Source organism: Mycobacterium sp. PTI7 (genome assembly GCF_056679845.1).
Genome location: NZ_CM155252.1, coordinates 2,123,036 through 2,137,561 on the forward strand (window position 1 = coordinate 2,123,036; position 14,526 = coordinate 2,137,561).

Annotated in this window: 17 protein-coding genes; 5 read left to right on the forward strand and 12 right to left on the reverse strand. The window is 70.7% G+C overall.

The window, feature by feature from the left end; genetic code table 11:
• Window positions 1-20 precede the first annotated feature (20 nt).
• On the forward strand, window positions 21-1,127 hold the full coding sequence (locus AC1MEY_RS10245; RefSeq protein WP_480231405.1) for an ankyrin repeat domain-containing protein: 1,107 nt from the start codon (window positions 21-23) through the stop codon (window positions 1,125-1,127).
• Here AC1MEY_RS10245 and AC1MEY_RS10250 read toward each other — a convergent pair.
• On the reverse strand, window positions 1,112-3,484 hold the full coding sequence (locus AC1MEY_RS10250) for an ATP-binding cassette domain-containing protein (RefSeq protein WP_480230530.1): 2,373 nt from the start codon (window positions 3,482-3,484) through the stop codon (window positions 1,112-1,114). The two genes, AC1MEY_RS10245 and AC1MEY_RS10250, sit on opposite strands and share 16 nt — an antisense overlap.
• 55 nt (window positions 3,485-3,539) lie before the next feature.
• Here AC1MEY_RS10250 and AC1MEY_RS10255 point away from each other — a divergent pair, with 55 nt between their 5' ends.
• On the forward strand, window positions 3,540-3,914 hold the full coding sequence (locus tag AC1MEY_RS10255; RefSeq protein ID WP_480230531.1) for an NYN domain-containing protein: 375 nt from the start codon (window positions 3,540-3,542) through the stop codon (window positions 3,912-3,914).
• A gap of 12 nt (window positions 3,915-3,926) precedes the next feature.
• Here the strand turns inward: AC1MEY_RS10255 and AC1MEY_RS10260 are convergent, their stop codons facing one another.
• The gene (locus AC1MEY_RS10260; protein ID WP_480230532.1) at window positions 3,927-4,217 is read right to left on the reverse strand and encodes a hypothetical protein; all 291 of its coding nucleotides are present in this window, start codon (window positions 4,215-4,217) and stop codon (window positions 3,927-3,929) included.
• A gap of 232 nt (window positions 4,218-4,449) precedes the next feature.
• Complete coding sequence (locus AC1MEY_RS10265) at window positions 4,450-4,737, reverse strand: hypothetical protein (RefSeq protein ID WP_480230533.1); 288 nt, start codon at window positions 4,735-4,737, stop codon at window positions 4,450-4,452.
• A 124-nt stretch (window positions 4,738-4,861) separates the two neighbouring features.
• Here AC1MEY_RS10265 and AC1MEY_RS10270 point away from each other — a divergent pair, with 124 nt between their 5' ends.
• Window positions 4,862-5,260: a GlcG/HbpS family heme-binding protein gene (locus AC1MEY_RS10270; protein ID WP_480230534.1), complete on the forward strand. Its 399-nt coding sequence runs from the start codon at window positions 4,862-4,864 to the stop codon at window positions 5,258-5,260.
• A 56-nt stretch (window positions 5,261-5,316) separates the two neighbouring features.
• Here the strand turns inward: AC1MEY_RS10270 and AC1MEY_RS10275 are convergent, their stop codons facing one another.
• From AC1MEY_RS10275 to AC1MEY_RS10285, 3 genes are read right to left on the reverse strand one after another with little or no spacing between them, the layout of a single operon-like run.
• A complete protein-coding gene (locus tag AC1MEY_RS10275) occupies window positions 5,317-6,675 on the reverse strand; it encodes an NAD(P)/FAD-dependent oxidoreductase (RefSeq protein WP_480230535.1) in 1,359 nt (452 codons plus the stop codon).
• A gap of 1 nt (window position 6,676) precedes the next feature.
• Window positions 6,677-7,102, reverse strand: coding sequence for a PPOX class F420-dependent oxidoreductase (locus AC1MEY_RS10280; protein ID WP_480230536.1), 426 nt, complete (start codon window positions 7,100-7,102; stop codon window positions 6,677-6,679).
• Window positions 7,103-7,140: 38 nt separating this feature from the next.
• On the reverse strand, window positions 7,141-7,527 hold the full coding sequence (locus AC1MEY_RS10285; RefSeq protein ID WP_480230537.1) for a nuclear transport factor 2 family protein: 387 nt from the start codon (window positions 7,525-7,527) through the stop codon (window positions 7,141-7,143).
• Between the two features lie 113 nt (window positions 7,528-7,640).
• On the opposite strand from AC1MEY_RS10285, the gene AC1MEY_RS10290 reads away from it, so the two are divergent.
• Window positions 7,641-8,978 (forward strand): APC family permease, encoded by a 1,338-nt coding sequence (locus tag AC1MEY_RS10290; protein ID WP_480230538.1) that lies wholly within the window; start codon window positions 7,641-7,643, stop codon window positions 8,976-8,978.
• Between the two features lie 11 nt (window positions 8,979-8,989).
• On the opposite strand, the gene AC1MEY_RS10295 is transcribed toward AC1MEY_RS10290, so the two are convergent.
• Window positions 8,990-9,670: an alpha/beta hydrolase gene (locus AC1MEY_RS10295; protein ID WP_480230539.1), complete on the reverse strand. Its 681-nt coding sequence runs from the start codon at window positions 9,668-9,670 to the stop codon at window positions 8,990-8,992.
• Window positions 9,671-9,787: 117 nt separating this feature from the next.
• On the opposite strand from AC1MEY_RS10295, the gene AC1MEY_RS10300 reads away from it, so the two are divergent.
• Window positions 9,788-9,919, forward strand: coding sequence for a hypothetical protein (locus AC1MEY_RS10300; RefSeq protein WP_480230540.1), 132 nt, complete (start codon window positions 9,788-9,790; stop codon window positions 9,917-9,919).
• Here the strand turns inward: AC1MEY_RS10300 and aceA are convergent, their stop codons facing one another.
• The 5 genes from aceA to AC1MEY_RS10325 form a co-directional block, all read right to left on the reverse strand.
• Window positions 9,920-12,217 (reverse strand): isocitrate lyase ICL2, encoded by a 2,298-nt coding sequence (gene aceA / locus AC1MEY_RS10305; RefSeq protein WP_480230541.1) that lies wholly within the window; start codon window positions 12,215-12,217, stop codon window positions 9,920-9,922.
• Between the two features lie 127 nt (window positions 12,218-12,344).
• On the reverse strand, window positions 12,345-13,097 hold the full coding sequence (locus AC1MEY_RS10310) for an alpha/beta hydrolase family protein (RefSeq protein ID WP_480230542.1): 753 nt from the start codon (window positions 13,095-13,097) through the stop codon (window positions 12,345-12,347).
• Window positions 13,098-13,120: 23 nt separating this feature from the next.
• Complete coding sequence (locus AC1MEY_RS10315; protein WP_480230543.1) at window positions 13,121-13,348, reverse strand: hypothetical protein; 228 nt, start codon at window positions 13,346-13,348, stop codon at window positions 13,121-13,123.
• Between the two features lie 67 nt (window positions 13,349-13,415).
• Window positions 13,416-14,201, reverse strand: a complete 786-nt coding sequence (locus AC1MEY_RS10320) for a DUF6498-containing protein (protein WP_480230544.1) — start codon at window positions 14,199-14,201, stop codon at window positions 13,416-13,418.
• Entirely contained in the window at window positions 14,198-14,506 is a 309-nt protein-coding gene (locus AC1MEY_RS10325) for a hypothetical protein (RefSeq protein WP_480230545.1), read from the reverse strand. The genes AC1MEY_RS10320 and AC1MEY_RS10325 overlap by 4 nt, the downstream gene beginning before the upstream one ends.
• Window positions 14,507-14,526: the final 20 nt, after the last annotated feature.

Consider the following 14,526-nt stretch of genomic DNA (forward strand, 5'->3'; position numbering starts at 1 on the left):
ACAATCCGTCCCTCGACGGTCTGCGCGCCGAGGTCGGGCGGCTGCTGCGCGGTACGGGAGTCTCCCTGGGCGACGCGCAGTCGAGCGTCGCACGCACGTACGGCTTCACCGGATGGCCCGCGCTCGAGCAGTATCTGGACGCGGTCCGCGACCTCGGCGTGGATCCGAGCGGGGTCGACGAGGACGCCCTCGAGCCGCCGGACCTCTTCTGCGCCCGGGCTGCGCTGCGGTACGACGACCGCGATGCGCCGCCCCGGTGGCGTGCCGCGGCGGATCTGCTCGGCGAGGACCCGACGATCGTCGATCGGCACGTCTGGGCGGCCGCGACCGCCACCGATCCGGCCGCACTCGGCCGCCACCTGTCGGCGGCCCCGTCCCTGGCGGACGCGCGCGGCGGCCCGTTCGGGTGGACGCCGCTGATGTATCTCGCGTACTCGCGGGTTCCCGTCGAGTTCGGCGAGGACGAGACACTGGCGTGTGCGACGCTGCTCCTCGACGCGGGCGCCGACCCCGACGCCGGATATCTGTGGCGCGGCATGTCGACGCCGTTCACCGTGCTGACGGGCGTCTTCGGCGAGGGCGAGCAGGGCGCGCGGCGCCAACCCCGGCACCGCCATGCCACGGCGCTGGCCGACCTGCTGCTGCGCCGCGGCGCGCATCCGGCGGATCAGCAGGCGCTGTACGACCGGATGTTCCGGCCCGACGACTCGCATCTCGAGCTGCTGTTCGCGCACGGCCTGGCCGATGCCGGTCCGAGCCCGTGGGAGCGCCGCCTGGGCGAGGCGATGGAGACCCGCGCGCAGATGTGGCGGCGCCAGGTCCGGTGGGCAGCCGAGCACGGCTTCGCCGATCGGCTCGCGCTGCTCGCCCGGCACGGCATCGACGTCTCGGGCGTCGACCTCGTGACGCCACGGCCGGATGACCCCGACGCCCGCGACGAGGACGGCGCCACCCCGCTGCACCACGCGGCGTGGGACGGCGATCTCGATCGCATCCGCGACCTGCTCGACGCGGGCGCGGACCCGTCGATCGCCGACACCCGGTTCGGCGCCACGCCGCTCGGCTGGGCCGAGCACGCGCGGCAGACCGAGGCCGCCGACCTGTTGCGCGGTCAGCTCCCCACGTAGGCGGCGAGGTGCCGTCCGGTCAGCGTGGCGGGGTCGGCGACCAGGTCGGCCGGCGTGCCCTCGAAGACCACGCGGCCGCCGTCGTGTCCCGCACCGGGACCGAGGTCGATGATCCAGTCGGCGTGGGCCATCACGGCCTGGTGGTGCTCGATGACGATGACCGACCGGCCCGCGTCGACGAGTCGGTCGAGTAACTCGAGGAGCTGTTCCACGTCGGCGAGGTGCAGGCCGGTCGTCGGCTCGTCGAGGACGTAGACGCCGGCCTTCTCGGTCATGTGCGTCGCGAGCTTCAGCCGCTGCCGCTCGCCGCCGGACAGCGTGGTCAGCGGCTGGCCGAGCACGAGGTAGCCGAGCCCCACGTCGGTGAGACGCTCCAGGATCTCCCGGGCCTTGGGGATCGCCGTGTCGGCGCCGTCGAAGAACGCGCGGGCCTCGCCGACGGGCATCGCGAGGATCTCGCTGATGTCGCGGCCGCCGAAGGTGTATTCGAGCACCGACGCGTCGAACCGCCTGCCCTCGCAGACGTCGCACGGGGTGGCCACGCCCGCCATGATCGCCAGGTCGGTGTAGACGACCCCGGCACCCTTGCAGTGCGGACACGCCCCCTCCGAATTGGCGCTGAAGAGAGCGGGTTTGACGCCGTTGGCCTTGGCGAAGGCCTTTCGGACGGGCTCGAGCAGCCCGGTGTAGGTGGCGGGATTGCTGCGGCGGGAGCCGCGGATGGGCGCCTGGTCGACCGCAACCACGCCGTCGCGTCCGGCCACCGAGCCATGGACGAGCGAACTCTTGCCGGACCCGGCGACCCCGGTCACCACGACGAGGACGCCGAGCGGGATGTCGACGTCCACGTCGCGCAGATTGTGGCGGTCGGCGCCGCGCACCTGAATCGACCGCTCGCTCCGGCGCACCTCGTCCTTGAGCGGGGTGCGGTCGTCGAGGTGGCGTCCGGTGAGCGTGCCACTGACGCGGAGTTCGGCCACCGAGCCCTCGAACACCACTTCGCCCCCGTCGGCGCCGGCGCCCGGGCCGAGGTCGACGACGTGGTCGGCGATCGCGATGACCTCCGGCTCGTGTTCGACGACGAGCACGGTGTTGCCCTTGTCGCGCAGTTGGATCAGCAGGTCGTTCATCCGCGCGACGTCGTGCGGGTGCAGGCCCGTCGTGGGTTCGTCGAAGACGTAGGTGACGTCGGTGAGTGCGGATCCGAGGTGGCGGATCATCTTGACCCGCTGCGTCTCTCCACCCGACAGCGTGCCCGCGGGCCGGCTCAGGGAGAGATAGCCCAGTCCGATCTCGACGAACGAGTCGAGCGTGTGCCGCAGCGCGTCGAGCAGCGGGGCGACGGAGGCGTCGGTGAGGGTGGCGACCCACCGGGCGAGGTCGCTGATCTGCATCGCCGACGCCTCGGCGATGTTCACCCCGTCGATCCGGGCGGATCGGGCCAGCTCGGAGAGCCGGGTGCCGTCGCAGTCGGGACAGGTGGTGAAGGTGACCGCACGCTCCACGAACGCACGGACGTGGGGCTGCATCGCGTCGACGTCCTTGGCGAGGAACGACTTCTTGATCTGGGGGATCAGCCCGAGGTAGGTCAGGTTGACGCCGTCGATCTTGAGCTTGGTCGCGTCCTTGAACAGCAGCGCGTCGAGTTCCTTCGTCGTGAACTCGCGGATCGGCTTGTCGGGGTCGAAGAAGCCGCAGCCGTTGAAGATCCGGCCGTACCAGCCCTCCATGCTGAACCCGGGGATGGTGAGCGCACCCTCGTTGAGCGACTTCGCGTCGTCGTACAGCGCGGTGCGGTCGATGTCGTCGACGGCGCCGCGGCCCTCGCAGCGCGGGCACATGCCGCCGGTGACGCTGAACTCGCGCCGCTCCTTCACCGTCCGGCCACCGCGTTCGACGGTGACCGCGCCCGCGCCGCTGATCGACGCGACGTTGAACGAGAACGCCTGCGGGGAGCCGATGTGTGGCGTTCCGAGCCGGCTGAACAGGATGCGGAGCAGTGCGCCGGTGTCGGTCGCGGTGCCGACGGTCGAGCGCGGGTCGGCTCCCATCCGTTCCTGGTCGACGATGATCGCGGTGGTCAACCCGTCGAGAACGTCGACGTCGGGCCGGGCCCGGGTCGGCATGAAACCCTGCACGAACGCGCTGTAGGTCTCGTTGATGAGCCGCTGCGACTCGGCGGCGATGGTGCCGAACACCAGGGAACTCTTGCCCGACCCCGAGACGCCGGTGACGACGGTGAGCCTGCGCTTGGGCAGCTCGACGTCGATGTCCCGCAGGTTGTTCTCGCGTGCCCCGGTGACGCGGATGCGGTCGTGTCCGTCTGCGGCGTGGGGTGTGGCGGCTCGGCTCGGCACGAGGGGATCGTGCCACGTGGGCCCGACGTCGACCAGACCCCCGTACGGTCGGGGCGTGCGGTGGATCGTCGACGGGATGAACGTGATCGGGTCGCGGCCCGATGGATGGTGGCGTGACCGGCACGGCGCCATGGTCGCGCTCGTCGGCGACGTGGACCGTTGGGCGCTCGCGGGTCAGGAGAGCGTGACGGTCGTGTTCGAGCGGCCGCCCGAGCCGCCGATCACGTCCACGGTGATCGACGTCCGGCATGCGCCGGTGCCGCGGCCGAACTCCGCCGACGACGAGATCGTCCGGCTGTTGGCGGCCGCCGCGGATCCGAGTGACGTTTGCGTGGTGACGTCGGATTCGGCTCTCGCGCAACGAGTCCGTTCGGTGGGCGCCACCGCGCATCCCGCTGCCGCGTTTCGCGACCTCGTCGATCCGCGGTGACGCCCGTCCGGCCTAGACGCAGACGACCCAGACGCACAGGCCGCCCTGAGGTTCCCAGCCGCCGTTCCAGCCGCCGGGGATGGGGCCGCCGCCGTAGTAGTTCGGCGGGGGCGGCGGAGCACCCCAGCCGACCGGTCCGGGGCCGCCGCCGTTCCACGGTCGGGGTGGCGGGGGAGGACCCCACCGCGTCGGGATCGGCGCCGCGCCCGGGTCTGCGCTCGCGACGCCTGCGCCCACACCGAGCGCACCTGCTGCGAGACCGCCCGCGATCGCCATCCCGGCGATGATCTTCGTGCCCTTCATCGTGATCGACTCCTCTCGACGCGGCGGACGGTAGGTCATCAGTAATGGCCGTGCCGAACCGCTCGAGGTCCATCATCGTTAGCGAAGGTAAGTACCAGCTGTGCGTGAGATCAGCATCGACTAGCAGTGGGTCGTGCAAGGAACCGCGACGAGGCGCGCGAATTCTGCACGAGCGTCGCCAGAAAGCCTCACCAACGACCGTCGTGCAGAACTCGTGGCAGGGAGCGCGCTGCTAACCCTGGCTCTGCTGCAGTGCGTAGCACTTGCCGATGTTCTCGGGCGTGCAAGGGATGCCGTTGACCGTCGAGAACCCGTTGGGGTTGAGGACGACGTTGGCGCCGGGCGGCGACACCGCAGGCGGCAGGTACGCCGGGCCGCTCGAGCCGCTCTTCGTGCAGACGCCGTCGAAGCGGGTCTGCGCGGTGCCGTACGGGCAGGTCGCGGATGCGGGCGACGCAGCGACCAGGGGGACCGACGCGAACATCACGGCACATCCGAACAGGAGAATTCCGCGCTTCACGTCAACCACATCGCTTCCGAATAATGAGCCCAACCGACGCCCAGCCTAACGCCCCGGCGGCCGGGAGCATTCCGGAGTGTCCGAACGCACGATCGAATGCCTCCCGACGTCGTAGTTTCGTGGCGTGACCCTCGACTTCCCGACCGCACTGCGCATCATCGCCGCCGCCCACGCCGAGGCCGCGCGACGCTCGGTCCTGGTGTCGGCGGCGGTCGTCGACGCCGGTGGACACCTGATCGCGTTCGGCCGGATGGACGGCGCCGAGATCGCCGGACCCGTGCTCGCCGTCGACAAGGCCTACACCTCGGTGGCCAACCGGATCGCGACGTCGGAACTGGCCACCCTCGCCGCACCGGGCGGTGAACTGTTCGGGCTGCACGCCACCGCGGGCGGCCGGTTCGTCATCTTCGGCGGGGGCGTCCCCGTCGCGGTCGACGGCCGGGTCATCGGCGGCATCGGTGTCAGCGGCGCGAGCACGGCCGACGACGAGGCGTGCGCGCTGGCCGGACTCGCCGCCATCTGACGGATGGATCACACCGACGGATACGAGGAAGGGACGCTGCCCACCTGCCGGGTCCGCTACGCCTTCTGATCGCCGTCGGTCGAGTGGTGGCCCTGATGCACCGGCGACTCCCAGGTGTAGGGCTCCTCGGGGTGACCCGACCCGCCGAGGATGAACGTGCGGTCGGTGCGGTTGGCGCGCGCGATCGTCGCCATCCAGGTCGCGACGGTGCTCACGCGGTTCTGCACGCCGGTGAGGAACGCGATGTGGATGAACCCCCAGCCGAGCCAGCCGAGCTTGCCGGTGAGCTTGATCGGACCCGCCTGCAGCAGCGCGTGACCGCGGCTGATGTACGCGGCGGACCCGAGATCGCGGTAGCGGAAGTTCTTGCGGCCACGGGTCGCGAGGTCGCGCCGGATGCACGCGGCGACGTGCAGCCCGCCCTGCATCGCGTTCTCGGCGACCCCGGGTAGGCCGTCGCGGCCCGCCAGGTCGCCGATCACGAACACGTCGGGGTGACCGGGAACCGACAGGTCGGCGCTGACCGAGATCCGGCCGGACCGATCGGTCTGCGCTCCGAGGACCTCCGCGGCGTGCCGGGCGAACGGCACGGCCTCCACGCCCGCCGTCCAGAGCACCGTGCGGGCCGCGTAGTCCTCGCTGGGGCCGCCACCCTTGGGGCTGACGGTCACGCCGTCGCGCCGGACGTCGGTCACGTGCACGCCGAAGTGCAGCTCGACGCCGAGCGCCTCCAGGGTGCGGCCGGCCTGCTGCGCCATCTTCGGTGCGAACGACTTGAGGACGCGGTCGCCGCCGTCGAACAGCAGCACCCGTGCCTCCTCGGGCTCGATGGCGTGGAACTCGTTGGCGAGGGCACGGGTCGCCAATTCCCTGATCTGTCCGGCCAGTTCGACTCCCGTGGGCCCCGCCCCCGAGACCACGAAGGTGAGCCAGCCATCGCGTTCCGGACCGGGCGGGAGGGTCTCGGCGATCTCGAACGCCGCGAAGACCCGGCGGCGGATGCTCAGCGCGTCGTCGAGGGTCTTCATGCCGGGCGCCCAGGCGGCGAAGTCGTCGCGCCCGAAGTAGGACTGGCGCATGCCTGCCGCGACTACCAGGTAGTCGTACTCGAGCACGTACTCGGTCTCGTCGGGACGGCGTGCGGTGACCGTCCGCGCGTCGGGGTCGAGCCGGATCGCCTCGCCGAGGAGGGTCTGGACGTTGGGGCGGTCGGCCAATTCCTCGCGCAGCGAGCGGCTGATCTGGCCGATGCTCAACGTGCCCGTCGCGCACTGGTAGAGCAGCGGCTGGAACACGTGGCACGCCGCGCGGTCGAGCAGCGTGACGTCGACGTCGACCTTGCCGAGACGGCGGGCACAGAACAGCCCGCCGAAGCCGCCACCGATGACGAGCACCTTCGGACGTGCGCCACTCATGTCAGTTCTCCTCGGTCGACGTCGGTGAGATGCGAAGCAGGACACGGTCTTTGCGCCCACGCGACACGATGGCCTCGATCAGCGTCATGATTCGGAACTCGATGCCGTACTTCTGCTTGACCAGGTGCTCGACCCGCGCGACCTCGCCGCGATCGGTGACGACCGTGGCCTCACCGACCAGGATCGGCTCGCCGGGGTCCACCCGTCCGGTGCGGCCGCACGCGCGCAGCGTCACCCGCGCGTCGCGACGCGCGCGCTTGACCTTCCACGAGTCCGCCGGCGTCCACGCCGAGAGGCCGTCGCCGTCCCGCACGATCCACATCGGCGTCGCGACGGCGTCGCCGCTGCGCTTGTACGTCGTCAGGGACACGAACCGCTCGCCTCCCAGGCGGGTGGTCAGCGCGGCGGTCGGCGAGTCGGTGTTCACGACGTTCACTGTGCCACCGCCACGCCCGTGTGCCGCCGCTATCGCTTCTTCGCCTCGGCGCTCAGGAACGCCGCCGTGTCGTAATAGGTGCGGAACGCGCTGATCGAGTCGCCGTCGGCCTCGAAGATGCTGACGCCGTCGTAGGTGAAGTCGCTGCCGTCGCGCAGGGTTCCCTTCGACGTCCACTCCAGGACGACGAGGTCGTCGTCGACCACCTGGTGGCTGAAGTCGGACTCGATGTCGCCGAACACGTCGCGGTACTGCTCCCAGAAGGTGCGTGCGCCGTCCTTGCCCTTCTCCGTGTGGGGGAGGCCGGCCTTGCTCAACGTGGCGTCGTCGCCGAACAACTCGACGAGGGGATCGACGTTCTTGCTGGTGTGAAGTTCGCCAAGTGCGGACGTGAAGCGTTCTGCCATGTCGGTCATGTCGGGGCAGTACCCGGTCGGGCCGGGATCACACGGGGCGTCACGCCGACGTCACCGCTGATGCTTGGGCCGCAATCCAGGGGGTATCACGATCACTCACCCAGGAGGATCACATGACGTCGGAGGCCGAGGCCCACTCCACCGATGCACCCGCGGAGACCAAGCTCAAGCGGGGCATCACGGGACCGCTGCTGTTCCTGTTCATCCTCGGCGACGTGCTCGGGGCCGGGATCTACGCGCTGATGGGCGTCCTCGCCGAGGACGTCGGCGGGGCGCTCTGGGCGCCGCTGGTCGCGGCGCTGGTGCTGGCGCTGCTGACCGCCGGGTCGTACGCCGAACTCGTCACGAAGTACCCGAAGGCCGGCGGCGCCGCCGTGTTCGCCGAGCGGGCGTTCGGTCGGCCGGTGGTGTCGTTCCTCATCGGCTTCTGCATGCTGGCCGCGGGCGTCACCAGCGCGGCGGGTCTGGCGATCGCCTTCGCCGGCGACTATCTGACGACGTTCGTCGACGTGCCCGCGGTGCCCGCGGCCATGGTGTTCCTGGTGCTCGTCGCATGCCTCAACGCGCGTGGCATCAGCGAGTCGATGAAGAGCAACATGGTCATGACGGTGATCGAGCTGTCCGGTCTGCTCATCGTCATCGTCGTGGTGGCGGTGATGGTCGGCGGCGGCCGCGGTGACGTCGGCCGCGTCACGCAGTTCCCCGAGGGCTCGGTGCCCGCCATGGCGATCCTGGCCGGCGCCATCGTCGCGTACTACTCGTTCGTCGGCTTCGAGACGTCGGCCAACGTCGCCGAGGAGATCCGCAATCCGAGCAAGGTCTACCCCGCCGCGCTGTTCGGCGCGTTGATCACCGCGGGCGTCGTCTACGCGCTCGTCGGCATCGCCAGCGCCATCGCCCTGCCGCCGGAGGAACTCTCGGCCTCGTCGGGCCCGCTGCTGGCCGTCGTCGGCGCGTCCGGGGTCGACGTGCCGAGCTGGCTGTTCAGCGCCATCGCGCTGGTCGCCGTCGCTAACGGAGCGTTGCTCACCATGATCATGTCGAGTCGGCTGGCCTACGGGATGGCCGAGCACGGCCTGCTGCCGAGCGCCCTGAATCGCGTTCTGCCCCAGCGCCGGACGCCGTGGGTGGCCATCGTGGCGACCACGGCGGTCGCGATGGTGCTGACTCTCGTCGGCGACCTGTCGACGCTCGCCGAGACGGTGGTCCTGCTGCTGCTGTTCGTGTTCATCTCCACCAACGTCGCGGTGCTGGTGCTGCGGCGTGACCGCGTGGACCACGACCACTTCCGGGTGTGGTCGGTGGTGCCGGTGCTCGGCGTCGCGTCCTGCGTGCTGCTGCTGACCCAGCAGACGGCGACGGTGTGGCTGTTCGCGGCGATCCTGCTGGCCGTGGGAGCGGTGCTGTACCTGGGCGCCCGGGCGGCGGCGCGGCGCACCGCGTCGCACTGACCCGCGCGGGATCAGCGGCCCGCGACCGCGGCGATCCGCGCCGCGACGTCGGTTGCCACGCGCAGTGTCTCGTCGTCGGTGGCCGGGTCGTAGCGGTCCGCCACCGGGTCGTACACGGCACCGGCGATGGCCCCGTGATCGGTGGCGAGTTCGACCACCTCCACCGGCCAGTCGATGTCGTGCAGGCGGGCCGCGAAAACCCGGCTCACCTCGACGGGGACGACGTCGTCCGCGGTGCCGTGCAGGAGCGTGAACGGCGTCCCCTCGCCCGCTCCGAGCGGGCTCTGGGTCAGCGGGCCGCCCGAGATCGGGTCACGCGCGGTGAAGGCGCCCGCCAGGCAGACCGTGTGCAGCAGGTGTACGCCGAGCCGCGACGCCTCGAGGGTGACCCCGGCGGCGGCGAGGCCGCCCATCGACCACCCCACCAGGATCAGTCCCTCCGGCGACCGGTCGCGGGCGAACTCCACCGACGCGAGCAGGTCCGCGCGGCCGCCGTCGTCGGCGTGCGAGTCCCAGTCCGCGGCGACGACGCACAGGCCGTGCCCGGCGATCGATTCGGCGAGGGGAGCGACGGCCGCCCGGGAGTCGGTCTGCATGCCGTGCCACAGCAGGACGATCGGACGCCGGTCGTCGGCGTAGACGTCGGCGTAGACGTCGGCGTGGCGGCCCGGCGCGTATTCGAGTGTGGTCATGGTCGGGGAGTTCCCGGATCGGGCGACCTCACTCCGGCCGATCCCGGGCGGCGCTGATTGGCGACGGTGCCGCCGGGGTAGCCGCGTCACGACTGCACACGACAAGGACGGACGACGATGACCGAACCCTCGGGCCGACGGATCGAAGAAGAGCACCTCGCCGCCGAGGAGGACGACGGCTCGGCCGAACTGCTGCCCGAGGACGGTGGCGCCGCGCCAGAACCTCCGGCGACGCCGCACACCGACTAGCTAGTCCTCCTTGCGGATCAACCGCGACAGCGCGTCGCGGTCCGGGGCGAGCAGTTCGTCGATGCGCGACTGGTTGACGTCGGCGACGATGATCTCGCCGACCTCCTGGTAGACGTCGCTGAAGATGCCGTGGCTCTTCATCTTCTCGGTCTGATAGATGTTGTCCTCGGTCGGCGTCACGTAGTAGACGATCTCGGCCTTGAACCGGTGGATCAGCCACAGGTGGATGACGTCCATCAGCCGCTTCTGTCGCAGCTTCTCGGCGAAGGTGTTCTGGTCGCGCACGGTGAGGATGCTCCGGCCGTGCCGGTCCTTGATCGGGTCGACCACCACGTTGGCCAGCGGGTCCTCGCCGTCGCCGTAGATGCCCAGGTCCAGGACGTCCGAGCCGGCCCGCCGGGGCCGAAGCTGAACGTGCAGCTTCTCGCCGAACTCGTAGTACTCGCTCCACATCGCGAGCCACTCCTCGAGCAGCTTCTTCGGCACCTCGGTCTGCACCAGGTGCTGATGCTGGGTGGAGCCCTTGCCCATCGACTTGGTGGTGGCGGTCCGGCCGGACGACGCGGCCAGCGCCGCGTCGCTGCGAGGTCCGCCGACGAGGGTTTGCGGTGTGCGATAAGGAGATTCGACGAGCCGCATCTTGCGTTGCAGCCGGGCGAGCGCGAGCATGCCCTCCTGCCGCAGCGCGGTGGCGAACTCCTCGGAGGCGACGCCGTCGACCTGGTGCCCGCCGTAGGTGATGAAGTTGAAGACGAAGCCCATCTTGCCCAGTTCCTCGGGGAACGCCCGCATCTCGTCGTCCGTCATGCCCGTGGTGTCCCAGTTGAACGAGGGGGACAGGTTGTACGCCAGCATCTGGTCGGGGTGGACGGCGTGGATGGCCTCGGCGAACTGACGCGCGTCCGCGAGGTCCGCGGTCTTGGTCTCCATCCACAGGATGTCGGCGAACGGCGCAGCGGCGAGCGACTTCACGATCGCGTACGGGATGCCGCCGCGAACCTGGAAGTAGCCCTCCGGCGTCTTGGCCCGTTCGCAGTCCCAGGCGACGTCGACACCGAGTTCCCGCGCCTTCTCGCGCGCGGTGTAGAGCGGCGCCCGCTCGGCGAACGCGCGGAACTCGTCGGCGCTCATCCCGGGGGTCTCACCCTCGCGGGCACGGAAGTCGAGCAGTTCCGCCACGGCCTCGCCGTAGGTCTGCAGACCCGAGTCGAGCTGCCACGCATCGATGAACCCGGACTCGACCTCGTCGTACACCTTGTCCACCGACGACTCCCGGCCGTCGAGCCAGACCGCGGCCGCCTCGTCGATGACGCTCAGCAGCCCCTGCCGCTCGAGCCACGCCTCGGCCGTGGCGTATTCGCCGTCGGGTAGCGCGTACAGCAGGTGCCCGTTGAGTTCCGTGACGCCGCGCTGGTGGAAGCGCCGCATGACCGCCAGGAAGCACGACTTGTAGGTGGGGATCTTGAGGTTGGTGGCACCGAGCAGGAACGGCTGGTCACGCTCGTCGGCACGGCTGTCGATGAGGTTGGCGGCCTCGGCGTCCGTGCGCGCCACGATGATGCCGGGGACGCCCATCACGTCCAGCTGGAACCGCGCGGTGTTGAGCCGCTTGAGCTGCTCGTCCGACGGGACCAGGACCTTGCCGCCCTGGTGGCCGCACTTCTTGGTGCCCGGCCGCTGATCCTCGATGTGGTAGCCCGGGACACCGGCCTCGACGAACCGCCGGATCAGGTTCCTGACGTGCGGATCGCCGCCGTGGCCCGTGTCGGCGTCGGCGATGATGAACGGCCGGTAGTCGTACACGGGGGTGGCCGCGCGCTGCTCGTCGTTCATCTGCAGGCGCAGGTACTGCTGGTTGCGGTCGGCGGTCAGCAGCGCCCGGACCAGACCGGCGGCCTCCTCGGGCACCTGACTCAACGGGTAGCTGGCGAGGTCGGGCCCCGGATCCTCGCTGATCGACCCCTTGGCCGACGTCGCCCAGCCGCCGAGGTAGATGCCCTCGATGCCCATCCGCTTCATCACCACGGCCTGGCCGGGCGAGTACGGGCCGAAGGTCGTGATGCTTCGCTTCTCCGCGAACAGCTTTCGCAGGTGCGGGTAGAACGCCTCGGCGGCCTCGCGCGCCACGATGTGGTCCGACGGGATGGTGCCGCGCTGCTCGACCACCTGACGGGCGCTGTACAGCCGGATGATGCCCTCGAACCGCGGCGAGTCGAAGTACGCCTGGGTGGCGGCGACCGCGCGCTCGAACGGTGTCTCGGCGGTGGGGTCGGCTTCGGGGTGTGCTGGGCTGGCCATGGGCGTGTGCTCCTCGCTGAGCTCGGTTCCCGGGTGTCGGGTCCGAGCCTAGCTTCGGGTCACCCGCCGTCTGGGCGCATTCGCACGACGGATGTGCCGTCCGGTGCAGCCGTCGTCGGGCGTGCGGTCACAGGTACGGGTCGGCCCAGGCGCTGATGATCCGGGCCGCGCGGGCCGCCTGGTTCTTGCCGGTCAGCAGGTGGTCGGCGCCCTCGAGGGAGACGAAGCTGCGGGGGTGGCGCGCGGCGCGGAAGATGTCGCTGGCGTTCGCGATGCCCACCGTGTTGTCGGTCGGGGAGTGCATCACCAGCAGCGCCCGCCGCAGCGTCTTGATGCGCTCGCGGAGATCGGCGGCGCGCACGTCGTCGATGAAGTGCCGCTTGAGGGTGAGCGCCTTGCCGCCGATCAGGAACGGGGCCTCGCCGTCGGACTCGATGCGCGCCACCAGTGCGTCGTAGTTGTGTTCGACGTGGGCCGGCTGGAACGGCGAACCGACGCTCGCGACGGCGGCGACCGACGGACAGTCGTGCGCGGCGGCGATGGCCGCCGCACCTCCGAAGGAGTGGCCGACCAGGAGGCTCACCTCGCGGCCGGCGTCGTTCATGTACTCGACGGCGCGGACGGTGTCGGCGACCTTGTGCGAGAACGACCCGTCGCCCCAGTCGCCCTCGGAGTGCCCGAGACCGAGGTTGTCGAAGCGCAGCATGCCGATGCCCTCGCCGGCCAGCTGCTTGCACATGCGGCTGGCGGCGGGGCAGTCCTTGCCGAGGGTGAAGCCGTGCGCGAACACGCCCCACCCGCGGATCTCGCCGGGCGGGACGTCGAGGACGCCGGCCAGGGTGGGTCCGGTCGTGCTCGGGAATTCGACGCGCTCAGCCACGCCGACCATCCTGTCACCGGAGGTCAGCTGGTCCAACCGGACGCGGGCGGCCAGTGATCGACGTCTCGCCCCGCCGAACGCAGCCGCACGTACGCCCATCCCTCGTCGGCGGCCGCAGCGACCGTGTCCGCGTAGACACGCCGGGCCTCGTCCTCGCCGGCATCGGCGACGACGGTCTCCTGCGCACCGTCGGCGGGGTTGCCCTCGTTGTAGGCCGTCGCCACGACCACCTGCCACCCACGAGCCGTCATCCCGTCGCCTCCTCGCCACTCGTCGTCACCACGCGAGGCGGATACCCACGTCGCCGCGGGTGATGCGTCAGCGGGCGCGGCGTGCGCCGGGCGGGGTCCACGGCTCCTCGTTGCGGGCCCGTCGCTCGAGTTCGTCGGCGCGGTCCTCGACCCAGACGTCCTCGAACCGCTCGCCGGGGCGGACGTTGGGCATGCGGTTCATCAGTCGGCTCAGCCACGCCGGTGCGGTCGCCGGTTCCCATTGCGGCAGAGCCGAACTCAGCGCATACAGGGTCTTGAGCACGATGAAGACGCCGAACAGCGAGCTGGGTGCATCCGTGACGGCGACCGCGACGAAGCCGAAGATCAGGGTGAGGTGGACGACGACGACGCGTCCCAGCCCCCGGTAGGCCATCTGCTCGATCGACAGGAACGACCAGTCGGGCAGGCTCCGGAGGTCGACCGCCACGTCGACGAGCAGCACGACGACCACGCACGTGCATCCAATCGCGACCGTCCGCCAGTCGACGACCGCGACGTCGCCTCGGCCGTTGACGGTGAGCAGCAGCAGGATCACGCCGAGGAAGACGCCGTGTGCGGCGCAGAACGCCAGGGTGGTGACGAGGTAGCCCTGAATGAACGACCCCGTCGTGCTGCGCTTGGCCTCGCCCGCCGCCTCGTAGCGGAAGTGGCCGCGGCGCGGACTGCGCCGCCGGTGCACCACGATGCGCGCCCACACCGACATGCACACGGCCACGTTCTCGAACCAGTACACCGCGAGCGTCGTGCCGTCCGACCAGTTCCCGGCGAACCACCCGAGCGCCGGGATCACGTTGAGCGCGAGCAGGGTCAGCAGCGCACCGACGCGTGTCATGACGACGGGGTGTCGTCCGGCACCGGGACGTCGGCCTGCCACCGTGCCCGGCGTTCGGCGTCGGACTGCTCCCACCACGGCGGCGTGCCACGCTCGCCGAGTGCGACCTTGGCGGCCTGCACTCCCGCCCGTGACGTCCGCTCGCCGTCGGTTCCCCTGGTGCGGCGCACGTCCCGGCGCCAGGCCATCAGGATGCGGGTGAGTTCCGCCCGCCGTTCCTCGGGGATCGATGGGTCGGTCGCCCGCCACCGGCGCCCGTCGATCACGACGTAGTGCCCGTCCTCGGTGGTCGGGGGAGTGCTCACATCCGGGAGTGTAGGTCGGG